The organism is Streptomyces sp. NPDC005402, from assembly GCF_040606575.1.
GTDB lineage: Bacteria > Actinomycetota > Actinomycetes > Streptomycetales > Streptomycetaceae > Streptomyces.
Genome location: NZ_JBEXFB010000003.1, coordinates 201,550 through 225,360, shown reverse-complemented (window position 1 = coordinate 225,360; position 23,811 = coordinate 201,550). Strand labels below are relative to the sequence as shown.

General features: G+C 70.7%; 21 protein-coding genes. 13 read left to right on the top strand and 8 right to left on the bottom strand.

Annotation, left to right across the window (positions count from 1 at the left end):
• The first annotated feature begins 86 nt into the window (after positions 1-86).
• From ABZT02_RS06835 to ABZT02_RS06825, 3 genes are all read left to right on the top strand, one after another.
• On the top strand, positions 87-443 hold the full coding sequence (locus ABZT02_RS06835) for a YciI family protein (protein WP_356014980.1): 357 nt from the start codon (positions 87-89) through the stop codon (positions 441-443).
• 107 nt (positions 444-550) lie between these two features.
• Positions 551-1,759: a sigma-70 family RNA polymerase sigma factor gene (locus tag ABZT02_RS06830; protein WP_356014978.1), complete on the top strand. Its 1,209-nt coding sequence runs from the start codon at positions 551-553 to the stop codon at positions 1,757-1,759.
• Positions 1,760-1,884: 125 nt separating this feature from the next.
• A complete protein-coding gene (locus ABZT02_RS06825) occupies positions 1,885-3,933 on the top strand; it encodes a cell wall-binding repeat-containing protein (RefSeq protein WP_356014976.1) in 2,049 nt (682 codons plus the stop codon).
• Here the strand turns inward: ABZT02_RS06825 and ABZT02_RS06820 are convergent.
• Positions 3,911-5,104: a methyltransferase domain-containing protein gene (locus ABZT02_RS06820; protein ID WP_356014973.1), complete on the bottom strand. Its 1,194-nt coding sequence runs from the start codon at positions 5,102-5,104 to the stop codon at positions 3,911-3,913. The genes ABZT02_RS06825 and ABZT02_RS06820 overlap by 23 nt on opposite strands.
• A gap of 91 nt (positions 5,105-5,195) precedes the next feature.
• On the opposite strand from ABZT02_RS06820, the gene ABZT02_RS06815 reads away from it, so the two are divergent.
• The 4 genes from ABZT02_RS06815 (at position 5,196) to groL (ending at position 9,191) form a co-directional block, all read left to right on the top strand.
• A complete protein-coding gene (locus ABZT02_RS06815) occupies positions 5,196-6,131 on the top strand; it encodes a polysaccharide deacetylase family protein (RefSeq protein WP_356014972.1) in 936 nt (311 codons plus the stop codon).
• Positions 6,128-6,919, top strand: a complete 792-nt coding sequence (locus ABZT02_RS06810; RefSeq protein ID WP_356014970.1) for a polysaccharide deacetylase family protein — start codon at positions 6,128-6,130, stop codon at positions 6,917-6,919. The genes ABZT02_RS06815 and ABZT02_RS06810 overlap by 4 nt, the downstream gene beginning before the upstream one ends.
• Positions 6,920-7,144: 225 nt before the next feature.
• Positions 7,145-7,453 carry a co-chaperone GroES gene (gene groES / locus ABZT02_RS06805; RefSeq protein ID WP_007384130.1) on the top strand — a complete coding sequence of 103 codons (309 nt, stop codon included), beginning with the start codon at positions 7,145-7,147 and terminating at the stop codon, positions 7,451-7,453.
• A 112-nt stretch (positions 7,454-7,565) separates the two neighbouring features.
• Positions 7,566-9,191 (top strand): chaperonin GroEL, encoded by a 1,626-nt coding sequence (gene groL, locus ABZT02_RS06800; protein ID WP_356014969.1) that lies wholly within the window; start codon positions 7,566-7,568, stop codon positions 9,189-9,191.
• An 88-nt stretch (positions 9,192-9,279) separates the two neighbouring features.
• On the opposite strand, the gene ABZT02_RS06795 is transcribed toward groL, so the two are convergent.
• The 3 genes from ABZT02_RS06795 to ABZT02_RS06785 form a co-directional block, all read right to left on the bottom strand.
• Positions 9,280-9,969 carry an ester cyclase gene (locus ABZT02_RS06795; protein WP_356014967.1) on the bottom strand — a complete coding sequence of 230 codons (690 nt, stop codon included), beginning with the start codon at positions 9,967-9,969 and terminating at the stop codon, positions 9,280-9,282.
• Between the two features lie 90 nt (positions 9,970-10,059).
• The gene (locus tag ABZT02_RS06790; protein WP_356014965.1) at positions 10,060-10,833 is read right to left on the bottom strand and encodes an SDR family oxidoreductase; all 774 of its coding nucleotides are present in this window, start codon (positions 10,831-10,833) and stop codon (positions 10,060-10,062) included.
• Positions 10,834-10,883: 50 nt separating this feature from the next.
• The gene (locus tag ABZT02_RS06785) at positions 10,884-11,552 is read right to left on the bottom strand and encodes an MOSC domain-containing protein (protein WP_356014963.1); all 669 of its coding nucleotides are present in this window, start codon (positions 11,550-11,552) and stop codon (positions 10,884-10,886) included.
• Positions 11,553-11,632: 80 nt separating this feature from the next.
• On the opposite strand from ABZT02_RS06785, the gene ABZT02_RS06780 reads away from it, so the two are divergent.
• The gene (locus ABZT02_RS06780) at positions 11,633-12,529 is read left to right on the top strand and encodes a LysR family transcriptional regulator (RefSeq protein ID WP_356014960.1); all 897 of its coding nucleotides are present in this window, start codon (positions 11,633-11,635) and stop codon (positions 12,527-12,529) included.
• 57 nt (positions 12,530-12,586) lie between these two features.
• Here ABZT02_RS06780 and ABZT02_RS06775 read toward each other — a convergent pair whose 3' ends face one another.
• The gene (locus ABZT02_RS06775) at positions 12,587-12,913 is read right to left on the bottom strand and encodes a WhiB family transcriptional regulator (protein WP_356014958.1); all 327 of its coding nucleotides are present in this window, start codon (positions 12,911-12,913) and stop codon (positions 12,587-12,589) included.
• Positions 12,914-13,294: 381 nt separating this feature from the next.
• On the opposite strand from ABZT02_RS06775, the gene ABZT02_RS06770 reads away from it, so the two are divergent.
• From ABZT02_RS06770 to ABZT02_RS06755, 4 genes are all read left to right on the top strand, one after another.
• The gene (locus ABZT02_RS06770) at positions 13,295-13,906 is read left to right on the top strand and encodes a response regulator transcription factor (protein ID WP_003948568.1); all 612 of its coding nucleotides are present in this window, start codon (positions 13,295-13,297) and stop codon (positions 13,904-13,906) included.
• Positions 13,907-14,191: 285 nt separating this feature from the next.
• On the top strand, positions 14,192-14,779 hold the full coding sequence (locus tag ABZT02_RS06765; protein WP_007384137.1) for a sigma-70 family RNA polymerase sigma factor: 588 nt from the start codon (positions 14,192-14,194) through the stop codon (positions 14,777-14,779).
• A 140-nt stretch (positions 14,780-14,919) separates the two neighbouring features.
• Positions 14,920-16,422, top strand: coding sequence for an IMP dehydrogenase (gene guaB / locus ABZT02_RS06760; protein ID WP_356014956.1), 1,503 nt, complete (start codon positions 14,920-14,922; stop codon positions 16,420-16,422).
• A 106-nt stretch (positions 16,423-16,528) separates the two neighbouring features.
• On the top strand, positions 16,529-17,653 hold the full coding sequence (locus tag ABZT02_RS06755; RefSeq protein WP_356014954.1) for a GuaB3 family IMP dehydrogenase-related protein: 1,125 nt from the start codon (positions 16,529-16,531) through the stop codon (positions 17,651-17,653).
• Positions 17,654-18,354: 701 nt separating this feature from the next.
• Here ABZT02_RS06755 and ABZT02_RS06750 read toward each other — a convergent pair.
• Positions 18,355-18,954, bottom strand: coding sequence for a hypothetical protein (locus ABZT02_RS06750; RefSeq protein WP_356014952.1), 600 nt, complete (start codon positions 18,952-18,954; stop codon positions 18,355-18,357).
• A 123-nt stretch (positions 18,955-19,077) separates the two neighbouring features.
• On the bottom strand, positions 19,078-20,283 hold the full coding sequence (locus tag ABZT02_RS06745; RefSeq protein WP_356014949.1) for a nucleotide sugar dehydrogenase: 1,206 nt from the start codon (positions 20,281-20,283) through the stop codon (positions 19,078-19,080).
• A gap of 312 nt (positions 20,284-20,595) precedes the next feature.
• Here ABZT02_RS06745 and ABZT02_RS06740 point away from each other — a divergent pair, with 312 nt between their 5' ends.
• Positions 20,596-22,302: a glycerol-3-phosphate dehydrogenase/oxidase gene (locus tag ABZT02_RS06740; RefSeq protein WP_356014947.1), complete on the top strand. Its 1,707-nt coding sequence runs from the start codon at positions 20,596-20,598 to the stop codon at positions 22,300-22,302.
• A 103-nt stretch (positions 22,303-22,405) separates the two neighbouring features.
• On the opposite strand, the gene ABZT02_RS06735 is transcribed toward ABZT02_RS06740, so the two are convergent.
• Positions 22,406-23,449, bottom strand: a complete 1,044-nt coding sequence (locus ABZT02_RS06735; protein ID WP_356014945.1) for a serine hydrolase domain-containing protein — start codon at positions 23,447-23,449, stop codon at positions 22,406-22,408.
• Positions 23,450-23,811: the final 362 nt, after the last annotated feature.

Below are 23,811 nucleotides of genomic sequence, written 5' to 3'. Positions count from 1 at the left end.
CGCCCTGTGTCGATCCCGCCCCCTCCCGATCGACGCACTGGTGAGAGGCCGGGAAGGACCGGCCCCGCAGCGACCGAGGAGTCACCATGCCGCGTTACCTGTCGATGATCCAGATCGACGAGAAGACCGCCCCCGCCGAGGGCCCCAGCGACGCCCTGATGCAGCGCATGGGCGAGCTGATCGAGGAGATGACGAAGGCCGGGGTGCTGCTCGACACCGCCGGACTCACGCCGACCGCGCAGGGCGCGCGGGTGCGGTGGGAGAAGGGGCAGCTGTCGGTGACCGACGGGCCCTTCACCGAGGCGAAGGAGGTCGTCGGGGGATACGCGATCGTCCAGGCCAAGGACATGGCCGAGGCGATCGAGTGGACCAAGCGCTTCCTGAAGGTGCACGAGGAGCACTGGACGGTCACCTGCGAGGTGCGGGAGATCATGGAGGGCTGAGCCCGCTTCCTTGGCTCCACGGCCGTACAGGTGTCGAATGGGGGGCTGTGACCACCTCGCAGCCCTCCCGCACCGATGCCCGAGCCTCCGTCGAGACTGTCTTCCGCATGGAGTCGCCGCGCATCATCGCCGGTGTCACCCGTGTCGTCCGGGACGTCGGCATCGCCGAGGAGCTCGCGCAGGACGCGCTGGTCGCCGCGCTGGAGCAGTGGCCGCGCGACGGCGTTCCCGACAACCCGGGCGCCTGGCTCATGGCCATCGCGCGGCGCCGCGCCGTGGACCTGGTCCGCCGCCGGGAGAACTACGCCCGCAAGCTGGCCGAGATCGGCCGGGACCTGTCGGAGACCGCCCCGCCGGAGGAGCCCGCCGACCCCGAGGACATCGACGACGACCTGCTCAGGCTCGTCTTCACCACCTGCCACCCGGTGCTGTCCGCGGAGGCCCGCACCGCCCTCACCCTGCGCCTGCTCGGCGGTCTGACCACCCCGGAGATCGCCCGCGCCTTCCTCGTCCCGGAGGCGACGGTCGCCCAGCGCATCGTGCGCGCCAAGCGGACCCTCGCCACGAAGAACATCGCCTTCGAGGTGCCCTACGGCCCCGACCGCGAGGCCCGCCTCGGCTCGGTCCTGGACGTCATCTACCTGATCTTCAACGAGGGTTACGCCGCCACCGCGGGCGACGACTGGCTGCGCCCCTCCCTCTGCGAGGACGCCCTGCGCCTGGCCCGCCTGCTGTCCGCCCTCATGCCCAAGGAGCCCGAAGTGCACGGCCTCGCGGCCCTGTTGGAGTTCCAGGCCTCCCGCACCGCCGCCCGCACCGGACCGAGCGGCGAGCCGGTCCTCCTCAAGGACCAGAACCGCAGCCGCTGGAACCGCATGCTCATCGCCCGCGGCATCAAGGCCCTGGGCCGCGCCGAGGCCACGGCCGCCGGTGCTCCCGGCCCCTACGTCCTCCAGGCCACCATCGCCGCCTGCCACGCGCACGCGTACTCCTACGAGGAGACCGACTGGCCTGCCATCGCCACCCTCTACGCCCTGCTCGCCGCCCGCGCCCCCTCCCCGGTCGTCGAACTCAACCGCGCGGTCGCGATCTCGATGGCCGAGGGTCCGGCCCCGGCCCTGGAGATCGTCGACACGCTCACCGACGAACCCGCCCTGCTCGACTACCACCTGCTGCCGAGCGTGCGCGGCGATCTCCTCGCCCGCCTCGGACGTACGACGGAGGCGCGGGCCGAGTTCGAACGGGCCGCCGCGCTGACCCGCAACGAACGGGAGCGGGAGCTGCTGCTGGCCAGAGCACGGGAGTGCGGTCAGTAACGGTCAGAAAACCGTCGTCGAATGGTTGTTCATCAGTAAATCCGTTCCCCTGGTGTCACGTTGGCGATCTAAAGTGACCGAGCCTCTGTGGAGAGGCTGTGAAGACCCGTGTGGGGGATGACAACTTGAGACTGTTCACGCGCCGCCGTGCCGCGGCGCTCGCGACCGCGGCGGCGCTCGCCGCGGTGGGCACCCTGGCCGCCGCGCCCGGCGCCGCCGCCGACGACGCCGGGCCCTGGCCGGGCACCGAGGGCCGGATCCTCACCGACGGCCCGGTGCTCGTCGACCCGGCCACCGGAAACAAGAGCCAAATCCCGAACTCCGGCTCGGGTTCCGACGGGGCCTGGGCGCCGGACGGCAGCCGGTTCGTCACCGCCTACGGCCAGGACCTCACCAGCATCCGCCCCAGCGGCGCCTCGAAGCTCACCCTGCCCACGGCGCAGGGCGTGCGCTCCAGCGCCGTCTACGAGGACCTGACCTTCTGGTGGGGCGGCCGTTACGTCGTCTTCTCCACCGGCGGCCAGCTCGCCTACGGCCCCTCCGACGGCTCCTACGCGCCCAGCCCGCTGCTGACGTCGGCCCAGGAACCGTCCACCGTCTGCGACACCGACCCGACGGCGAGCCCGTCCGGCCTGCTCGCCTTCGAACGCCGTACCAACTACGGCTGCTACGACAACGCCGGTGTCTACGTCTTCGACCCGACGGCGAAGACGGTCAAGCGGGTGCTGACCAACGCCGAGCAGCCCGCCTTCTCGCCCGACGGCACCAAGCTGGCCTTCGTCCGCAAGGACACCGACGGCAAGCTCCAGGTCTTCACGGCGAAGAGCGACGGCACCGAGGTCAAGCAGGTCACCACCGGCCCGGGCTACTTCGTCAACCCGTCCTGGTCGCCGACCGGCACGCGCATCGTCTTCGACGCGCACACCACGGGCGACAGCACCGACGTGCAGACCACCGCGTACGTCGACCTGGCCACCGGCGTTCTCACGACGGTCCCCGGCACCCCGCAGGGCTCCAACCCCAGCTGGCAGCCGCTGCGTCAGAACACCACCGCGCGCGTCTGGGGCTCCGACAGCTACACCACCACGGTCGCCGGTTCCCGCTGGACCTGGAACAAGGTGGGGCAGCACGTGCCGGGCCTGATGGACGCCAAGGCCGCGGTACTGACCAACCGGGACAGCACGGCGTACGCGCTCACCGCGCCCGCGCTGGCCGGCAAGAAGCAGGGACCGGTCCTGCCGACCCCGAAGACCGGCCTGTCCTCCGCGGTGAAGGCCGAGCTGAAGCGGGTGCTGAAGCCCGGCGCGAACGTGTACCTCCTCGGCAGCACGTCCGTCCTGAGCAGCAGCGTCACCTCCCAGGTCAAGGCCCTCGGCTTCACGCCCAAGCGGCTGACCGGCGCGGACCGCTTCGCGACCTCGGTCGCCGTGGCCAAGACGATCACCACCGGTCCGAAGTACGTCTTCCTGGCCTCCGGCACCGACGCCTACGCGTCCCTCCCGGCGGCCGCCGCGGCCGGCGCCGACGGCACGAGCAGCGCGGGCGGCCTCGTCCTGACCAACGGCAAGAAGCTGTCCTCGTCGGTGAAGTCGTACCTCAACGGCCTCAACCCGAACAAGACCATGGTCATCACGGTGGGCGCGGACGCCAAGTACGCCCTGACCCACTCGTCGTTCTCCCGGTGGCCCTCGTCGTACTCGTACTACCCGATCACGAGCGGCACGAAGGAAGGCCTCGCGGTCAACCTCGCCAAGTTCTGGTGGAGCGCGCCGGGCAATGTCGCCCTCGCCTACTCCGGTTCCTGGCGCGACGGTCTGTCCGCGGCCGCGGCGATGAACGTCTTCGGCCCCGTGCTGTGGACCTCACGCCCCGCCCTGTCGAAGGAGGTCGCGAGCTATCTGCTCCGCGAGTCCGCGAGTGTCAACTCCGCGATCGCCTACGGCGGCACGGGCTCGGTGACGGCGGGCGCGCTGAGCACCGCGGGCGCCGCGATGGCCGCGAGCAGCAAGCAGGTCGCCTACACGCCGTACTACAACGGCAACGAGCCCGCGAGCACCCGGATGAGCAGCCAGGCCCTGCGCGCCGGTGACGGCCCGTCCGCCACGGCGGCACGGCCGGGCCCGGTCGGCGCCGACCCGCACCTGGAGCCGCTCAGGACCGTCCAGCACCAGTGACGGCCCTCGCGGGGGCGCCGATCAGCATCGTCGGCGCCCCCGCGACCCGGGTCAGGAACACGGTCGCCGCGTGCGGCCCCTGCGGCTTGGGGAGAGCCTTCCGCCGCAACTCCTCCGGCTCGACGGCCGACCCCCGCTTCTTCACGGTCAGGATCCCGACCTGCCGCTCCCGCAGCAGCGCCTTCAACTTCTTCACGTTGAAGGGGAGTTGGTCGGTGATCTCGTAGGCGGTGGCGTACGGCGTCGCAAGCAGGGAGTCCGACGTCACGTACGCGATGGTGGCGTCGACGAGCCCGCCCTGGACCTGCTCCGCCACCTCGGCGACCAGATGCGCCCGGATGGCGGCACCGTCGGGCTCGTACAAGTACCGCCCCACGGACCGGACTTGGGGGTCGGGGAGCCCCCGGCCGAGCAGCGTCCGTGGGCCCGGCAGCAGCGTCGCCCGGACCGCCCCCGGCGCGGTGCCGAACCACAGCACCGCCTCCTTCACGTCCCCGCCGTCGGAGATCCACTCCGCCTCGGCCTCTACCGGAACCGCCTCGTGCGGGATGCCCGGCGCGACCTTCAACGCCGCGTGCGGGGCCCTGAGAGCCGCCTGCACGGCCCATGACAGCGGCGGCGAGTAGGCCTCCGGATCGAAGATGCGGCCCCGCCCGCCCCGCCGCGCCGGATCCACGAACACGGCGTCGTACGCGGCCGTGTCGACCTCCGTGACATCCGCCTCCCGTACGTCGATCAGGCCGGCGAGTCCCAGCGCGTCCGCGTTCGCCCGCGCGGCCGCCGCCGTCAACGGGTCCCGGTCCACCGCGAGGACCCGGATCCCGGCGCGGGCCAGCGCGATCGCGTCACCGCCGATCCCGCAGCACAGGTCCGCGACGGAGGTGACCCCCAGGGCCCGCAGCCGCTCCGCCCGGTAGGCCGCCACGCTCGCCCGCGTCGACTGCTCGACCCCGTTCGGCGTGAAGAACATCCGCTCCGCGTCGCCGGATCCGAACTTCGCCACCGCCCGCTGCCGCAGCCGGGCCTGGCCGAGCGCCGCGGAGACCAGTTCGGCGGGGTGCTCGCGGCGCAGCCGGGTGGCGACGGCGAGTTCGTCGGCGGGGGCGGTGCCGCGCACTTCGTCGAGGAGGGCACGGCCCTCGGGGGTGAGGAGGGAGGCGAGGTCGTTCACCGGGTCATTGTGGGCCAGTCGGTGGACGGTCCGCTTCCGAGCGGTGGTGTCGGCCCGGGTGCGACGCCGTGACCTGCGAGGATCCGGCGCCATGGGAACAGTAGGACAAAACTATAAAAATGGTGCATTGACGGTGTCGATCCGCGGCGGACTCGTCCTCCTGGCCGTGGCCGCCCTGATCTCCGGCTGCGCCCGTCCGGCCGCGACCGACGCCCGTCCGCAACGCCCCCTCAAGGCACCCCCGGCGCCCGCCGCCGACCTCCAGGCCGACAAGGCCGTCGTCCGGGCGGCCAGGCTCCGTGCCGAGCAGGCCCAGATCGCGGCCGCCCGGCGCTGGGGTCTCAGGACGCCCCCGCTGACGGCCCCGCCGGCGCCCGTGACCAAGCCCCGCATCACCACCCGTCGCGGATTCGAGGTCGACGGCCACGAGGAGAAGGGGCTGCCGCCGGTCTTCACCACGATCCCCACCGAGCAGAAGATCGTCTTCCTCACCATCGACGACGGTGCGGAGAAGGACCCCGCGTTCCTGCGGATGATGAGCGACCTGAAGATCCCGTACACCGCCTTCCTCAGCGACTACCTGATCAAGGACGACTACAACTACTTCCGGAAGATGCAGGACAGCGGGGTCGTACTCAACAACCACACGCTGCACCACCCCTACCTGCCCGGGCTGTCGTACGCCCGCCAGAAGCGCGAGATCTGCGGGATGCAGGACGTCATGGAGAAGCACTACGGCACACGGCCCGCACTCTTCCGCCCGCCCTACGGCAACTACAACGAGAACACCCTGCGCGCGGCCGGCTCCTGCGGCATCAGGTACGCGCCGATCTGGAACGAAGAGGTCTTCGTCGACCACTGGGAGTACCGCGAGGAGGACCAGAGGATCCACCCCGGCGACATCGTGCTCAGCCACTTCCGCGGCCGACAGGACTGGAAGGGCACGATGACCGACATGGTCCGCCGCTTCCTGGACAAGGTCACGGCCGAGGGATACGCCGTCGCACGCCTCGAGGACTACCTGTGAGACCGCGGACCGTCATCGCCGCGGGGCTGGCGGCCGTACTCCTCGCCGGCTGCGCCCAGTCCGTCGACCCCATCGAGCGGCTGGGGAAGAAGGCGGCGCAGCGGGTGGGGTCGCACGGGCCGGCCGGGGCGGACGGACGGCCGTACCGCCACTGGGGCCTGACGGCTCCGCTGCCCGCGCCCCCACGGGTGCCGGCCCGCGCGGCGGTCGGCCGGGGAGGCCTGCCACCGGTCGTGCGGCGTGTCGAGACGCCCGACAAGGTCGTCTTCCTCACCTACGACGACGGCGCGGAGAAGGACCCGCGGTTCGTCGACCTGGTCCGGGAACTGCGGCTGCCCGTCAGCATGTTCCTCACGGACAGCGTCGTCGGCCCCGGGTACGGCCATTTCGCGCGCCTCCAGTCGGTCGGCGCGAACATCCAGAACCACACCCTCGACCACCCCGCCCTGCGCGGCCTGCCGTACCCCGGCCAGCGCGCCGAGATCTGCGGCCAGCAGGAGAAGGTGCGCTCCCGCTTCGGGATCCGGCCGCGGCTGTTCCGGCCGCCCTACGGCACGTACGACCGCACGACCCTGCGCGCGGCGGCCGACTGCGGCCTCTCGGCGGTGGTGCTGTGGAGCGTGTCGCTGCGGGGCGGCGCGCCGCAGCGGCCGCTGCGGGCGGGAGACATCGTCTCGGTGGCATCGGGCGAGGCGGCGGGACCGACCCTGACGGAACGCACGACGAGGGTGCTCCGGGAGATCCAGCGACGGGGGCTGACGGTGGGACGGCTGGAGGACTATCTGTAGCGACCGCCGACGGCTCGCCTGTTGCGGCCGATCTGACCCTCGTCTCGTGGCGAATTGGCACTCCGCTTGACCGAGTGCTAATCGCGGTCATAGTCTCGGGTCTGGCACTCCCCCCTGGAGAGTGCCAACACAGCGACGGGCAGGTCCGGCACCCGCGACGACGGATCGACCTGGTCGCCACCTCAGACAGTCAACCCCGTGATCTCCGAAGGGGGAGGTCGGATCGTGACGACCACCAGCTCCAAGGTTGCCATCAAGCCGCTCGAGGACCGCATTGTGGTCCAGCCGCTCGACGCCGAGCAGACCACCGCCTCTGGCCTGGTCATCCCGGACACGGCGAAGGAGAAGCCCCAGGAGGGCGTCGTCCTGGCCGTGGGCCCGGGCCGCTTCGAGGACGGTAACCGTCTTCCGCTCGACGTCTCCGTCGGCGACATCGTGCTGTACAGCAAGTACGGCGGCACCGAGGTGAAGTACAACGGCGAGGAGTACCTCGTCCTCTCGGCTCGCGACGTGCTCGCGATCATCGAGAAGTAATTCACCCCAGCATTTCTCTGAGCTGCGCCCCTGGCCCCCGCGACCACTAACAAGCCGGGCGCCCGGGGCGCAGTCTCTTTTCACCTAGATTTCCGAGAGGGCTCACGCTCCCATGGCGAAGATTTTGAAGTTCGACGAGGACGCCCGTCGCGCCCTCGAGCGCGGCGTCAACAAGCTTGCCGACACGGTCAAGGTGACGATCGGCCCCAAGGGCCGCAACGTCGTCATCGACAAGAAGTTCGGCGCTCCCACCATCACCAACGACGGCGTCACGATCGCCCGTGAGGTCGAGATCGAGGACCCGTACGAGAACCTCGGTGCCCAGCTGGTGAAGGAGGTGGCGACCAAGACCAACGACATCGCGGGTGACGGCACCACCACCGCCACCGTGCTCGCCCAGGCGCTCGTGCGCGAGGGCCTGAAGAACGTCGCCGCGGGTGCCTCCCCGGCCGCCCTGAAGAAGGGCATCGACGCCGCCGTCAAGGCCATCTCCGACGAGCTGCTCGCGACCGCGCGCCCGATCGACGAGAAGTCCGACATCGCGGCCGTCGCCGGTCTGTCCGCCCAGGACAGCCAGGTCGGCGAGCTCATCGCCGAGGCGATGGACAAGGTCGGCAAGGACGGTGTCATCACCGTCGAGGAGTCCAACACCTTCGGTCTGGAGCTGGACTTCACCGAGGGCATGGCCTTCGACAAGGGCTACCTGTCCCCGTACATGGTCTCCGACCAGGAGCGTATGGAGGCCGTCCTCGACGACCCGTACATCCTGATCAACCAGGGCAAGATCTCCTCGATCCAGGACCTGCTGCCCCTCCTCGAGAAGGTCATCCAGGCGGGCGCCTCCAAGCCGCTGCTGATCATCGCCGAGGACGTCGAGGGCGAGGCCCTGTCGACCCTGGTCGTCAACAAGATCCGCGGCACCTTCAACGCGGTCGCCGTCAAGGCCCCCGGCTTCGGTGACCGCCGCAAGGCGATGCTCCAGGACCTGGCGGTCCTCACCGGCGCCACGGTCATCTCCGAGGAGGTCGGCCTCAAGCTCGACCAGGTCGGCCTGGACGTGCTGGGCTCCGCCCGCCGCGTCACCGTCACCAAGGACGACACCACGGTCGTCGACGGTGCCGGCGACTCCTCCGAGGTCACGGGCCGCGTCGCCCAGATCAAGGCCGAGATCGAGAACACCGACTCCGACTGGGACCGCGAGAAGCTCCAGGAGCGCCTCGCGAAGCTGGCCGGCGGCGTGTGCGTGATCAAGGTCGGCGCCGCCACCGAGGTGGAGCTGAAGGAGAAGAAGCACCGTCTGGAGGACGCCATCTCCGCGACCCGCGCCGCGGTCGAGGAGGGCATCGTCTCCGGTGGTGGCTCCGCGCTCGTCCACGCCGCCAAGGTGCTCGAGGGCGGCCTCGGCAAGACCGGCGACGAGGCCACCGGTGTCGCCGTGGTCCGCCGCGCGGTCGTCGAGCCGCTGCGCTGGATCGCCGAGAACGCCGGCCTGGAGGGTTACGTCATCACCTCCAAGGTCGCCGAGCTCGACAAGGGCCAGGGCTTCAACGCCGCGACCGGCGAGTACGGCGACCTGGTCAAGGCCGGCGTCATCGACCCGGTCAAGGTCACCCGCTCCGCCCTGGAGAACGCCGCCTCCATCGCCTCCCTCCTTCTGACGACCGAGACCCTGGTCGTCGAGAAGAAGGAAGAGGAGGAGCCGGCCGCCGGTGGTCACGGCCACGGCCACTCCCACTGAGCCCACAGCTCGAAGGAGCCCCCGTCCCCTCTCTCTCCGGAGAGGGAACGGGGGCTTTCCCCTTCGCGGGCCTATTCCGGTCACCCGGTCACTCGCCGAGCACCCCCAGCTGTGCCATCAGCCCCGCCCGGTCGTACTGCCACCATCCTTCGCAGATCCGCCCGTCCCGGAACCGGTGCCAGGTGGTCCCGGTCATCGTGACGTTCTGTCCGCTCGCCGGGATGCCCACGAACTCGCCGATGTGCTTCCCCGCCCAGGTCCAGCGGGTGCACACCTGGTCGCCCTGGGAGATCTGGTCGTCCACCCGGAAGGTGTAGTCGAAGGCCCGCCCCCACCCCTCGTACTCCTCGCGTGCCGCGGCGAGCCCCAGATCCCCGGGATTGGCGGGATCGTGGTCGAGGTAGTCGTCGGTGAACCGCTCGAACAGCTCCGCCGTCCCGACCCGTCCGGCCTGCTCGAAGAACTCCCGTGCGACGGCCGGGTCGAGCTGCTCGTCCCGCACCACGTCCAGGTCGGTGAAGGTCGGCATCTCCTCACACAGCGCGACCATGCCCTGGAAGATCCGTTCGGTCTCCGGCAGCCCCGAATTGCGCATCGCCTCCTCGTACGACGGGAACTCCACGATCTCGACGAAGTGCGACGCGTCGGACCGGTCCTTGCCGACCACCGCGTGCGTCGCGGTCCGCTTCCCCTTGGTCTGCTCGACCCATGTGTCCATCAGCCGGTCCATCTCGTCGAAACGGCTGGTCCTGCAGTCGATGAGCTGTACGAAGGTCATCTCGCCATCGCCTCCGGCCCCCCTGGGTCCGGCATTACGGCACCATTGTCCGCCCGCAGGCATCATGACGGCACGCGCTGGCCGGGACGTTCACTGCGGCCCGTACTTCCGCCCGGTCTTCGACGTGATCCCGCCCAGCAGCCCCCGCGGCGCCACCTTCACCAGCCCCATGAGGGCCTTGTACCGCGGGTCCGGGATCGACAGGGTCTTGCCGCGGGACAGGTCGGTGAGGGCCGCGGCGACCAGTTTGTCCGCGTCGAGCCACATCCAGCCGGGGATGTTGTCCGTGCCCATACCGGCCCGCTGGTGGAACTCGGTCCGCACGAAACCCGGGCACAGGGCCATCAGACGGACCCCGCTGCCCGCCAGATCCCGCGCCGCACCCTGCGTGAACTGCACGACCCACGCCTTCGAGGCGCCGTACGTCCCGCGCGGCACGAACGCGGCCACCGACGCGACGTTCACGACTCCGCCGCGCCCCCGCTCCCGCATCGCCTCCGACGCCGCCGACGTCAGTCGCAGCACCGCCTCGCAGTGCACCTTGAGCATCTTGAGCTCGTCGGCCATGGAGACGTCGAGATAGCGCCCCTTGTTGCCGAAGCCGGCGTTGTTGACGAGGAGGTCGACGGGGGACCTGCGGTCGCCGAGGCGGGCGGCGACCGCCTCGATGCCGGGGTCCGTGGCGAGGTCGGCGGTGAGGACCTCGGCCTCGATGCCGTGGCGGTCGTGGAGTTCGGTCGCCTGGTCCTGGAGCCGCTTGGTGTCGCGGGCCACCAGCACCAGGTTGTGCCCGTCAGCCGCCAGCCGTCGTGCGAACGCGGCACCGATGCCCGCGGTCGAACCCGTAATCAATGCCGTTGTCATGGCGCAAGGTTAATGACCGGGACCGACAGCGTCCGCTTGCCGAGGGGCCGTCAGGCGCCGTGCTTCTCCACATATTCGAGCGCCCACTTCCGCAGCTCCGGATGGAGCGCCTCACCCGCCGCCAACAGCCGTGGCTGGAGCGGCCGTTCAGTGGTCATCGCCCGGAACGCCAGGGCGACCGTCACGTCGTGGTCCGGCCGGTGCACGATCTCGACCGGGTCCCCGGTACGGATCTCACCCGGCTGGATCACCCGCAGATACGCACCCGGCGCGCCCTTCCGCGTGAACCGCTTCACCCAGCGCTGCTCGCCCATGTGGCCCTGGAAGGTGCCGCACGGGATCCGCGCGCTGGTGACCTCCAGCACCACCTCGGGCCCGATGCGCCAGCGTTCGCCGATCCGCGCGCCGGAGACGTCGATGCCCTCGGTCGTGAGGTTCTCGCCGAACGCCCCATCGGCCAGAGGGCGGCCCAGCTCGCCCTCCCACTCGTCGAGGTCCTCGCGCGCCATCGCGTACACGGCCTGGTCGTCGCCGCCGTGGTGCTGCCTCTTGCACACCGCGTCCCCGGCGAGCCCGCTGCCGCCGATGCCCTTGGGGCCGGGCGCGGCCACCCGCACCGGCCCGTCGACCGGCCGCTTGTCGATACCGGTGACGCCCTCCGGATTGTCCGTGTACGGAACGGCCTTCGCGCGGCCCAGATTCACCGACAGAACCCTCATGGCGGCACGGTAGGGGACCGGCGCCCAAAGGTGCCACGCATTATTGGGCGCCGTACCAAAGCACGGCTTATCCTCACAAGGTGATCGAGGCCCGACATCTCCGAGTCCTGCGCGCCGTCGCCGCCACCGGTTCCTTCTCCGCCGCGGGACGCGAACTGGGCTGCACCCAGCCCGCCGTCAGCCAGCAGATGAAGGCTCTGGAGACGTCCGTGGGCACGCCGCTGCTCATCCGCAGCGGACGCGAGATGCGGCTGACCGAGGCCGGCCAGGCCCTGGTGCGCCACGCCGCCGGCATCCTGGCGGGCCTCACGGCGGCGGAGGAGGAGGTCGCCGCCATCGCCGGGTTGCGGGCCGGGCGCGTCCGACTCGTCTCCTTCCCCAGCGGCAGCTCCACCCTCGTCCCCACCGCCCTCGCCGCCCTGCGCGCCGCCCACCCCGGCACCCGGGTCTCCCTGGAGGAGGCCGAGCCCCCGCACTCCGTCGGCCTGCTGAAAGAGGGCGACTGCGACATCGCGCTCGCGTTCCGGTACGGGGGGGCCGCGGGCGGCGACGAGTGGGACGACCTGGTCGTACGGCCCCTCCTGAGCGACCGGCTCGTCGCCCTGGTACCGGAGCGGCACCGGCTCGCGCGCGCGGGGTCCGTGGCCATCGGGGAGCTGGCCGGGGAGTCGTGGATCGCCGGATGCCCGCGCTGCCGCGGCCAGTTGGTCGAGGTGTGCGAGGGGGCCGGCTTCACGCCCCGCATCGACTTCGCGACCGACGACTACCCGGCGGTCGTCGGCCTGGTGGGCGCGGGCCTCGGCGTCGCCGTCCTGCCTCAGCTCGCCGTCGAGTCCGTACGGCCACGGGGGGCGCGCACGGTGGCGCTGGAACCGGCGGTCCGGCGGGAGATCGTCGCGCTCACCCTGCCCGACCTGGCGCAGGTGCCCGCGGTGGCGGCGACGCTGGAGCAGCTGGCCCGCGCGGCCGACCGGTAGGCCTCCGGACAGAGGGAAGGGCACGCGCGCGCGTGCCCTTCCAGGAGAAACGTTCCTTCAATTGTTCGGTGAGCCGCCCCCGACGGCTGACGCCGACACCAGCCGGTGCCGCGCCCGTCCCATGAGCTCCTCGCGCTCGTCCTCGGTCAGCCCGCCCCACACGCCGTACGGCTCTCTCACCGCCAACGCGTGCGCCGCACACTGCGCGCGCACCGGGCACCTCATGCAGACCTCCTTGGCCGAGTTCTCGCGAGCGCTCCTCGCCGCACCGCGCTCGCCCTCCGGATGGAAGAAGAGCGAGCTGTCCACCCCGCGACAGGCGGCCAGGAGCTGCCAGTCCCACAGGTCCGCGTTCGGTCCGGGAAGGCGGGAGAAATCTGCCATTGCGTGACCCCTTGTAGCCGTTCTGGGCGGATACGGTGTCCACGACCGTACATCTACGATCTAAGGAGATGAAAATATGACTCATTGCGAATCTAGCCTCAGACACCAGGAAATGGGAAGAAAAGGGTCTGAATGGGGCATGGGTTGTGATGAAACGTTGTGGGTCCGTCGTGCATGTCTGCACCGTGTCCGCGCCCTCACGTAGAGTGCCGAAGACAGTGCGCAGCCCCGTAACTCTTTCGGGTGACCGTCGTTGAGAGTGCGGAGGCGGTTGAAGCAACAAGTGCTCGGGCAGGCGTCCGAGACGGTCGACCGCACAGGTGACGATTTCGTACCAGCCTGGAGGCTCAAGGTGACGTGCATCAGCTGCGGAGGGCGGCCATGACATCCGTCCTCGTCTGCGACGACTCCCCGCTTGCCCGAGAGGCGCTGCGCCGCGCGGTCGCGACCGTGCCCGGCGTCGAGCGCGTGACGACCGCGGCCAACGGCGAGGAAGTCCTCCGCCGCTGGGGCGCGGACCGCTCGGACCTGATTCTGATGGACGTACGCATGCCCGGTCTGGGCGGCGTCGAGACCGTGCGGCGACTGCTGTCCGCGGACCCCGGTGCGCGCATCATCATGCTCACGGTCGCGGAGGACCTCGACGGGGTCGCCCTCGCGGTCGCCGCCGGTGCGCGGGGCTACCTCCACAAGGACGCCTCGCGCGCGGAGTTGCGGGCCACGGTGACGCAGGCGCTCGCCGACCCGACCTGGCGGCTCGCCCCGCGCCGGCTGCGGTCGGCGGAGATGGGCGCGGCGCCGACGCTCACCGCGCGTGAGATCCAGGTTCTCGAGGGCATGAGCCACGGCCGGTCCAATGCCGAGATCGGACGTGAGCTGTTCCTGTCCGAGGACACCGTCAAGACGCATGCGCGGCGGCTGTTCAAGAAGCTCGGGGCTTCGGACCGGGCGCACGCCGTGGCGCTCGGATTCCGGTGGGGCCTGGTCCGTTAGGGACTCGGTCGGATCGGTCGTCGTATTGGTGCGGGCCCGTTGTGGCTGGTCGCGCAGTTCCCCGCGCCCCGGAAGGGGCGCGGTCGAGCGGCCCCTTCGACGCCCCGCTGCTTGTTTCGTGGCGGATGCCGCATCCTTGGAGATGTGGAGTCTCTCGGGGACGAGTCGGTCGAGCGGAAGGGGAGGGCGCAGGGTATGAGTTCCGGCGCACCTGCTCATAACGCTTCGGTGCACAACAACCAGCGCGATGCCACGGATCCAACGACGCCAGGGCACCATGGACCGATGCGTGACGACGAGGCGGCTCATCCCCATGGGGCGATCGGTGCGCTCGTCCACAGTGCCGTGGAAGGGGACGAGCAGGCCACGCACGACCTGCTCGCCCATGTCCACCCGCTGGCCCTGCGCTACTGCCGCACCCGGCTGTCGCGTCTCCCGGGCGATGCCCGGCACTTCGTGGAGGACCTCGCGCAGGAGGTCTGCGTAGCCGTCCTCCTCGCCCTGCCGCGCTACCGGGACACCGGGCGCCCCTTCGAGGCGTTCGTCTTCGCCATCGCCGCGCACAAGGTCGCCGACCTGCAGCGCGCCGCGATGCGCCATCCCGGTTCCACGGCCGTCCCCTCGGACGAGATGCCCGAGCGGCCGGACGACTCGCTCGGCCCCGAGGAGCGGGCGCTGCTCAGCAGTGACGCCGAATGGGCCAAGAAACTCCTGGCCAACCTCCCCGAGAACCAGCGCGAGCTGCTGCTGCTGCGCATCGCCGTGGGGTTGACGGCGGAGGAGACGGGTCAGATGTTGGGAATGTCACCCGGTGCGGTCCGAGTTGCGCAGCACCGGGCGCTGAGCAGACTGCGGGCGCTGGCCGAGCAGTAGGGCGTGCTCATGAACGGGCGAGGCGCCGGTTCCGTACGAACATACGAAGCCCGGAGCGGGGCCGAACCGTGGAATTCGACATCCTTGCTTCCCGTTAGCATGGACATCCGCACCGATCAAGGCCATTTGGGGAAGGTGTCATGACTGCAAACGTCGACGGAGTGCCCGGTAAATTCGCGACACTCGGGCTGACCTACGACGACGTGCTGCTGCTGCCGGGAGCGTCCGAGGTGCTCCCCAACGCGGTCGACACCTCGTCCCGCATCTCCCGCAACGTCCGGGTCAACATCCCGCTGCTCTCGGCCGCCATGGACAAGGTGACCGAGTCCCGCATGGCCATCGCGATGGCCCGCCTCGGCGGCGTCGGCGTGCTGCACCGCAACCTCTCCGTCGAGGACCAGGTCAACCAGGTCGACCTGGTGAAGCGGTCCGAGTCAGGGATGGTCACCGACCCGATCACCGTGCACCCGGAGGCGACCCTCGCCGAGGCCGACGCCCTGTGCGCCAAGTTCCGCATCAGCGGCGTCCCGGTCACCGACCCGGCCGGCAAGCTCCTCGGCATCGTCACCAACCGCGACATGGCCTTCGAGTCGGACCGCAGCCGTCAGGTGCGCGAGGTCATGACGCCGATGCCGCTGGTCACCGGCCAGGTCGGCATCTCCGGCACCGACGCCATGGAACTGCTGCGCCGCCACAAGATCGAGAAGCTTCCCCTCGTCGACGAGGTGGGCGTCCTCAAGGGCCTGATCACCGTCAAGGACTTCGTCAAGGCGGAGAAGTACCCCAACGCCGCCAAGGACTCCGAGGGCCGCCTGCTCGTCGGTGCCGCCGTCGGCGCCAGCCCCGAGGCCCTGGAGCGCGCCCAGGCGCTCGCCGAGGCCGGGGTGGACTTCCTGGTCGTCGACACCTCGCACGGCCACAACAGCAACGCCCTCAGCTGGATGTCGAAGATCAAATCCAGCGTCGGCGTCGACGTGATCGGCGGCAACGTCGCCACCCGTGACGGCGCCCAGGCACTGATCGACGCCGGTGTCGACGGCATCAAGGTCGGCGTCGGACCGGGCTCCATCTGCACCACCCGCGTGGTCGCCGGCATCGGCGTCCCGCAGGTCACCGCCATCTACGAGGCCTCCCTCGCCGCCCGTCCCGCGGGCATCCCGCTGATCGGCGACGGCGGCCTGCAGTACTCCGGCGACATCGGCAAGGCGCTCGCCGCCGGCGCCGACACCGTGATGCTCGGCTCACTCCTCGCCGGTTGCGAGGAGTCGCCCGGCGAGCTCCAGTTCATCAACGGCAAGCAGTTCAAGTCGTACCGCGGCATGGGCTCGCTCGGTGCCATGCAGTCCCGGGGCCAGGGCAGGTCGTACTCCAAGGACCGCTACTTCCAGGCCGAGGTCTCCGCGGACGACAAGCTCGTGCCCGAGGGCATCGAGGGCCAGGTGCCCTACCGCGGCCCGCTGTCCAGCGTCCTGCACCAGCTCGTCGGCGGGCTGCGCCAGACCATGGGCTACGTGGGCGCGGCCACCATCGACGAGATGGAGTCCAAGGGCCGCTTCGTGCGGATCACCTCGGCGGGTCTGAAGGAGTCGCACCCGCACGACATCCAGATGACGGTCGAGGCGCCGAACTACAGCCGTAAGTAGGCCTCAGTCCTCGATGGGCGGTCCCGGGAGCATCCGGGGCCGCCCTCGCCGTACCCGTCGGGGATACTGGAAGGCGCTGCAACGCATCAGGGAAAGGCCACACATCGTGACTGAGATCGAGATCGGGCGCGGCAAGCGCGGCCGCCGGGCGTACGCCTTCGACGACATCGCCGTCGTCCCCAGCCGTCGTACGCGCGACCCGAAGGAGGTCTCGATCGCCTGGCAGATCGACGCCTACCGCTTCGAGCTGCCGTTCCTGGCCGCCCCCATGGACTCGGTCGTCTCCCCGGCCACCGCGATCCGCATCGGCGAGCTCGGCGGCCTGGGCGTGCTGAACCTCGAAGGTCTGTGGACGCGGTACGAGGACCCACAGCCGCTGCTCGACGAGATCGCCGGGCTGGACGTGGACAACGCCACCCGGCGCCTCCAGGAGATCTACACCGCCCCCATCAAGGAGGAGCTGATCGGGCAGCGCATCAAGGAGGTGCGCGACTCGGGCGTGATCACGGCGGCCGCGCTCTCCCCGCAGCGCACCGCCGAGTTCTCCAAGGCGGTCGTGGACGCGGGCGTGGACATCTTCGTCATCCGCGGTACGACGGTCTCGGCGGAGCACGTCTCCGGTTCGCACGAGCCGCTGAACCTGAAGCAGTTCATCTACGAGCTCGACGTCCCGGTGATCGTCGGCGGCTGCGCCACGTACACCGCGGCCCTGCACCTGATGCGCACCGGCGCGGCGGGCGTCCTGGTCGGCTTCGGCGGCGGCGCGGCGCACACCACGCGCAACGTGCTGGGTATCCAGGTCCCGATGGCGACCGCGGTCGCGGACGTCGCCGCTGCCCGGCGTGACTACATGGACGAGTCCGGCGGCCGGTACGTGCACGTGATCGCCGACGGCGGTGTCGGCTGGTCCGGCGACCTCCCCAAGGCGATCGCCTGCGGCGCGGACGCGGTGATGATGGGCTCCCCGCTCGCCCGCGCGACGGACGCGCCGGGTCGTGGCCACCACTGGGGCATGGAGGCCGTGAACGAGGAGCTGCCGCGCGGCAAGAAGGTCGACCTCGGCACGGTCGGCACCATCGAGGAGGTCCTGACGGGCCCGTCGCACATCCCGGACGGCTCGATGAACTTCTTCGGCGCGCTGAAGCGGGCGATGGCCACGACCGGCTACAGCGAGCTGAAGGAGTTCCAGCGCGTCGAGGTGACGGTCGCGGACTCGCAGCACAAGCGGTAGCGGCAGGGCTTACGGCGGCTTGAGGGCCGGTCATCCCGGGTTGGGGTGGCCGGCCCTTTGCGTGCCCTGGGGCTTCGCGAGGCGGACGGCGCGTGGGGTGGTGCGGGGGCGCGCGGTTGCGTTCGGGACGGAAACGGGCTGGTCAGCCGGGTCGGGGGCGATAGCGTCCGTGTCGGCGCCCCAGTCTTCTGGAGCGCCCCCTTCCAAGGATTTGGTTCCGGACCCCGCTCCTCGGGGCCCGGCCCGATGTCCGACGAACCGTCTCACCGGGCCACTGGGCGGTGTCGTGGAAGGGGGCGCCGATGGGTCGCCACCGTAAGCCCACCCGCTGGGACCGGATCCGTCTTCGGATGGTGAAGTGCCGGAGGAGGTGGATCTTGCGGATTTTCGGATGGTGAGCGGCCGCCCCCAAGTCGACTAGGGGCGGACACTCCGTGAACCATCCAGGAGCCTGCCGCAGCGGTCACTGCGGTGGGCTCCACCCGGTGGGTGTGAAGGTGAGCGGTCGCCCCCAAAGGACATAGGGGCGGACACTCCGTGATCCATCCAGGAGCCTGCCGCAGTAGCCACTGCGACCGACCCCACCTGTCTCCGTAAGGTACCCGTGCCGCCCCCTGCGTGCCACCAGCCCAGGAGCCCGCCACACCCGCGCGCCCCCCTTCACAACCGATGCGCCGCCCCTTCGCCGGGCACCGGCAGCGTCAGTGCGCCGCCTTCTTGGCGCCGGTGAAGGCGACGTACGCGGCGATCGCGAAGAACACGAACGTCAGCGGGTCGGCGTCCGCCTTCCAGGCCTCCTGGAGGATGTCGAAGTGCTGGAAGAAGAGTTCGCTGAAGCTCAGCGGGGTCTCCTTGGCACCGATCATGGCCTCGCCCACCAGCTGGCCGACGTAGACGGAGCCCAGCGACAGGACCGCGCTCACGACCGGCAGCACGGGGTTGCGGCCACCGAAACGCCCTGCGGCGAGGCCGACCAGGAAGCCGACGCCGACCGCCGCCCAGCCGATCTCGTGCTTGGTCAGGCCGATGATCGCGCCGTAGACACCGCCGGCGACCACGGCGGCGACGAAGGCGGCCAGCAGACCGAGGCCGACGTTGTTGCGCACAGGGGCGGGGGCGGGGGCGGCCCCGTACGGGACTCCCGGTGCCGGAGGCGGGGGTACGGCGCCCGGCTGCGGGGCGTACGGAGCGCCGTCGGCCGGCTGCTGCGCGTACGGGTTGCCGTCGACCGGCTGGGGCTGGGCCTGCGGCTCGGCAGGCTCGACAGGCGGCTGGGCAGGCGGTGGTGCTGACTGGCTCATGACAGAAATCCCCCCACGGGATGGAACGAGCGGAATGGTGAAGCAGAGAAGCGTGCGCACGACTGTGCGACGAGTGAGGGGAGATTAACAGGTGGGTCCGACAGAGCCACCGGCGTTTTGACGTCAGAGGCGGTGCGCCGCCCCTGTCGGTGTGGCCCCCCGCGTGTCCAGCAACAGCTGTGCCTTCACCGACAGGCCCTGGAGGTCGTACGTCCGGTGCTGCTGGAGCAGGATCGTCAGGTCCGCGTCGGCCGCCGCCTCGTAGAGGGAGTCCGCGCGGGGGACCGGACGGTCCAGGACGCTCCAGGACGGGACGTGGGGGTCGTGGTAGCTGACGGAGGCGCCGAGTTCCATCAGGCGTACGGCGACCTCCTGGGCGGGCGTGCCCTGCTGGTCGGCGAGGTCGGGCTTGTAGGTGACGCCGAGCAGGAGGACGCGGGCGCCCCGGGCGGACTTGCCGTGCTCGTTGAGGAGGGCCGCGGCGCGTTGGACGACGTAACGCGGCATCTGGTCGTTGACCTGCCGGGCGAGTTCGACCATGCGCAGGGAGCGGCCGGCGCCCCTGAAGTCCCGGGGGACCGCGTGGCCGCCGACGCCGGGGCCGGGGCGGAAGGCCTGGAAGCCGAAGGGCTTGGTCTCCGCGCATCGGATGACGTCCCAGAGGTCGACGCCGAGGTCGTGGCAGAGGACGGCCATCTCGTTGACGAGGGCGATGTTGACGTGCCGGAAGTTGGTCTCCAGGAGCTGGACCGCCTCCGCCTCGCGCGGGCCACGCGCGCGTACCACCTTGTCGGTCAGGCGCGAGTAGAAGGCCGCGGCCGACTCCGTGCACGCGGGCGTGAGGCCGCCGATCACCTTGGGGGTGGTGGCGGGCGTGAAGTCCCGGTTGCCGGGGTCCACGCGCGTGGGCGAGTACGCGAGGTGGAAGTCGCGGCCCGCGCGCAGGCCCGAACCCTTCTCGAGGAGCGGGCGCAGGAATTCCTCGGTGGTGCCCGGCGGCACGGGGGATTCCAGGATGACGGTGGTGTGCGGGCGCAGGTGGGTGCTCAGCGTGCGGGCGGCCGCCTCCACCTGGCTCAGGTCCAGACCGCCGTCCGGGCCCGCCGGGGTCGGCGCGCAGATGACCGCCGTACGGACGCGGCCGAGTTCGGCCGGGCCCGCGGCTGTCCGGAAGCCCCCCGAGAGCATCCGGCGCAGTTCGGCGGGGCTGAGGGAGCCGGCCTCGGGGCCGGTGCGGTAGCCGAGGGTGGAGATGCCGGCTGCGACAGCGGCCTGGGCCAGGGGCAGTCCGTAGGGACCGAGTCCGATCACGGCGAGATCTGCGGGCATGGCGTGGGCCGTCCTTCCCAGTAACCGAAGCGGGACAGGTGCGCAAGCCCTGTGGACTGGACGAGCGAGCGCAATGTCAGACTAGGAGTAAATATGACCGAAATACGGGATTGATTCCGTGTGTCTTCCTGTGGGGTTGTGAGCTTTGGCCTACGCAGCGGTGAAAGTTATCCACAGGCTGAGGGTGACTGGTGGCTGAAGTCGGGCAACCCGGTCAGAATTTGGGCATGGGGGATACGGACCGGGCCACTCCTCAAGGAAGATCCGGCCCGTGACGGTGACCGGTGCGATCTACAGCTGGAGGCAGCAGTGGTGAGGACAGCGACACTGGGGCCGGCGCAGCGCGCCGAGTCACTCGCAGCAATGGCCGAGCGTGAACTGGACATCCTGGTGGTGGGAGCCGGCGTGGTCGGTGCGGGTACCGCGCTCGACGCGGTAACCCGGGGCCTGTCCGTGGGGCTGGTCGAGGCGCGTGACTGGGCGTCGGGCACCTCCAGCCGCTCCAGCAAGCTGATCCACGGCGGCCTGCGCTATCTGGAGATGCTCGACTTCGCCCTCGTGCGCGAGGCGTTGAAGGAGCGCGGACTCCTGCTGGAGCGGCTCGCCCCGCATCTCGTGAAGCCCGTGCCCTTCCTGTATCCCTTGCAGCACAAGGGGTGGGAGCGGTGGTACGCCGGTTCGGGCGTCGCGCTCTACGACGCCATGTCGATGGCCCGGGGACACGGCCGGGGACTGCCCGGGCACCGGCACCTGAGCCACCGTCACGCCCTGCGTGTCGCACCCGCATTGAGGAAGGACGCCCTGGTCGGAGCGTTGCAGTACTACGACGCTCAGATGGACGACGCCCGCTTCGTGGCCACCCTCGTGCGCACGGCGACCGCCTACGGCGCCAAAACCGCCAACCGCGCACGGGTGACCGGGTTCCTGCGCGAGGGCGAGCGGGTGGTCGGGGCCCGGGTGCAGGACGTCGAGGCGGGCGGGGAGTACGAGATCCGCGCCAAGCAGGTGGTCAACGCGACCGGGGTGTGGACCGACGACACCCAGGCGATGGTCGGCGAGCGCGGACAGTTCCACGTCCGCGCCTCCAAGGGCATCCACCTCGTCGTGCCCAAGGACCGCATCCACTCCTCGACCGGACTGATCCTGCGCACCGAGAAGTCCGTGCTGTTCGTCATCCCCTGGGGCCGGCACTGGATCATCGGCACCACCGACACCGACTGGGACCTCGACAAGGCCCACCCGGCCGCGTCCAGCGCGGACATCGACTATCTGCTGGAGCATGTGAACTCGGTGCTCGCGGTGCCGCTGACCCGGGACGACGTGCAGGGCGTGTACGCGGGCCTTCGGCCTCTGCTCGCCGGTGAGTCGGACGCCACCAGCAAGCTCTCCCGCGAGCACACCGTGGCGCATCCGGTGCCGGGACTCGTCGTCGTGGCGGGCGGCAAGTACACGACCTACCGGGTGATGGCGAAGGACGCCGTCGACGAGGCGGTGCACGGGCTCGACAGCCGGGTCGCCGAATGCGTCACCGAGGACGTACCGCTGCTGGGCGCCGAGGGCTACCGGGCGCTGTGGAACGCGCGGGCGCGGATCGCGGCGCGGACCGGGCTTCATGTCGTCCGGGTCGAACATCTGCTGAATCGGTACGGCAGCCTTGCGGAGGAGGTCCTCGACCTCATCGCCTCGGACGCCACGCTGGGCGAGCCGCTACAGGCCGCCGACGACTACCTGCGCGCCGAGATCGTCTACGCCGCCTCGCACGAGGGCGCACGGCATCTGGACGATGTGCTGACCCGGCGCACCCGTATCTCCATCGAGACCTTCGACCGGGGGGTGCGCTCCGCCCGCGAGGCCGCCGAGCTGATGGCGCCGGTGCTGGGCTGGGACAAGGACCAGATCGAGCGCGAGGTCGAGCACTACGAGAAGCGGGTGGAGGCGGAGCGGGAGTCGCAGCGGCAGCCGGACGACCTGACGGCGGACGCGGCGCGGTTGGGGGCGCCGGACATCGCGCCGCTCTGAGGCCGGGCTGCGTCCGAGTACGGCTCGGCTGCCGACCGCGCTTGAGTGAGCGTCACTCGAACGAGTGTCGTGAGCCGGGATCTTCGTTCGGGACCCGCTCGTTCTACGAGGTGCGGGGGCAGAACTCGGCGGCGAGCATGGCCGGTTCGAGGTCGGGGTCCGCGATCGACGTCGTGTTCACGCGGAAGGTGAGGACGCGACGGCCGCCGACCGTGGCTGCGCTGCGCACGTAGCTGCCGGTGATGCGGCCGTTGTGCCCCCACACCGTCGTGCCGCACGGCAGCTTCACCGGGAACAGCCCCATGCCGTACAGGCCGTGTGCGGTGCGGGTGTCCGTCATCTCGTGCAGCCAGTACGGGGACAGCAGCCGGCCGCCGAGCAGTGCCGCGTAGAAGCGGTCCAGGTCGGCGAGGGTGCTCACCAGCTCGCCCGCGGCCCCGGCCACCCGCGGGTCGAGCGCGGTGACGTCGGACCCGTCGGCGGTGTAGGCACGGCCGTGCGGGGAGGGAAGAGAGGTGCGCGCACCAGGAAAGGAGGTGCCCGTCAGACGCAGCGGGACGATGATCCGCCGCTCGGCCTCGGCGGCGTAGGAGTCGCCGGTGACCTGCTGGATCACCATGCCGAGCAGGACGTAGTTGGTGTTCGAGTACGCATAGCGGCCGGGGTCGGCCGGAGGGTGGGTGAGTGCGATACGGACGGCTTGAACAGGGGTGAGGGGAACCAGGCCCAGGGTGTCCGCGGCGAAGTCGTTCAGGCCGCTGGTGTGGGTGAGCAGGGCGCGCAGGGTCAGCGCGCGGCCGTCGTTGCCCGCTCCGCGCACCAGACCGGGCAGGTGCTGCTCCACCGTGTCGGACAGCTTCAGCCGGTGTTCGGCGGCCAGTTGGAGGACGACCGTCGCGATGAAGGTCTTGGTGATGCTGCCGGCGCGGAAGTGGTCGGCGCTGCCGATTCCCGGGCCCGCCTCGGCGTAACGGCTTCCGCTCTGTTCGCGGGCCAGGAGCGCCGCGGCGGGAGCACCGCCCTGAGCCACCAGCAGCGGAAGCAGTCCGTCCGAGGGCGGGGCCGAGGGGGCCGGGGAGGCGGTCGGGGCCAGGGCGAGCAGCGCCAGGGAGACCGGCACGGCCAGTAGTGCCCGAAGTGACGGCATCGCGGATCCTCCCTTGTCAGGGCCATCATGCAGGGTCGCGGAGCGGAATCCGCACCCGGTCCACGAGGGGGTGCATGACGGGGTGCCGGAGGCGGGGCGCCGACGAGTGCGAGGGGGCGCGGGGGCTGGGTGCGGAAGGCGGGCGAGGGCGGTCGGAGTCTCCGGAGTGAGGGTTCTGTGAGCGGGCGGGAACTGTGTGTTGATGGGGGCCGACGACATGTCCGGGCCTCTGGAGGTGACGCAGCTGTGAGCGGGCGGGAACTGTGCGTTGAGGGGGCGCGTGGGCCGGCGGGACCTCTGTGCCGACATCGCCGGGGCGTGCCGTGGGCGAGGCGGAGCCAGGGGCACCCTGGGCGTCGGGC

Excerpts from the sequence above, each read along its gene's own strand:
- ABZT02_RS06835 (WP_356014980.1), top strand. The coding sequence starts at position 87 with ATGCCGCGTTACCTGTCGATGATCCAGATCGACGAGAAGACCGCCCCC.
- ABZT02_RS06830 (WP_356014978.1), top strand. The coding sequence starts at position 551 with ATGGAGTCGCCGCGCATCATCGCCGGTGTCACCCGTGTCGTCCGGGAC.
- ABZT02_RS06815 (WP_356014972.1), top strand. The coding sequence starts at position 5,196 with ATGGGAACAGTAGGACAAAACTATAAAAATGGTGCATTGACGGTGTCG.
- groL (WP_356014969.1), top strand. The coding sequence starts at position 7,566 with ATGGCGAAGATTTTGAAGTTCGACGAGGACGCCCGTCGCGCCCTCGAG.
- ABZT02_RS06795 (WP_356014967.1), bottom strand. The coding sequence starts at position 9,969 with ATGACCTTCGTACAGCTCATCGACTGCAGGACCAGCCGTTTCGACGAG.
- ABZT02_RS06790 (WP_356014965.1), bottom strand. The coding sequence starts at position 10,833 with ATGACAACGGCATTGATTACGGGTTCGACCGCGGGCATCGGTGCCGCG.
- ABZT02_RS06785 (WP_356014963.1), bottom strand. The coding sequence starts at position 11,552 with ATGAGGGTTCTGTCGGTGAATCTGGGCCGCGCGAAGGCCGTTCCGTAC.
- ABZT02_RS06775 (WP_356014958.1), bottom strand. The coding sequence starts at position 12,913 with ATGGCAGATTTCTCCCGCCTTCCCGGACCGAACGCGGACCTGTGGGAC.
- ABZT02_RS06770 (WP_003948568.1), top strand. The coding sequence starts at position 13,295 with ATGACATCCGTCCTCGTCTGCGACGACTCCCCGCTTGCCCGAGAGGCG.
- ABZT02_RS06765 (WP_007384137.1), top strand. The coding sequence starts at position 14,192 with ATGCGTGACGACGAGGCGGCTCATCCCCATGGGGCGATCGGTGCGCTC.
- guaB (WP_356014956.1), top strand. The coding sequence starts at position 14,920 with ATGACTGCAAACGTCGACGGAGTGCCCGGTAAATTCGCGACACTCGGG.
- ABZT02_RS06750 (WP_356014952.1), bottom strand. The coding sequence starts at position 18,954 with ATGAGCCAGTCAGCACCACCGCCTGCCCAGCCGCCTGTCGAGCCTGCC.
- ABZT02_RS06745 (WP_356014949.1), bottom strand. The coding sequence starts at position 20,283 with ATGCCCGCAGATCTCGCCGTGATCGGACTCGGTCCCTACGGACTGCCC.
- ABZT02_RS06735 (WP_356014945.1), bottom strand. The coding sequence starts at position 23,449 with ATGCCGTCACTTCGGGCACTACTGGCCGTGCCGGTCTCCCTGGCGCTG.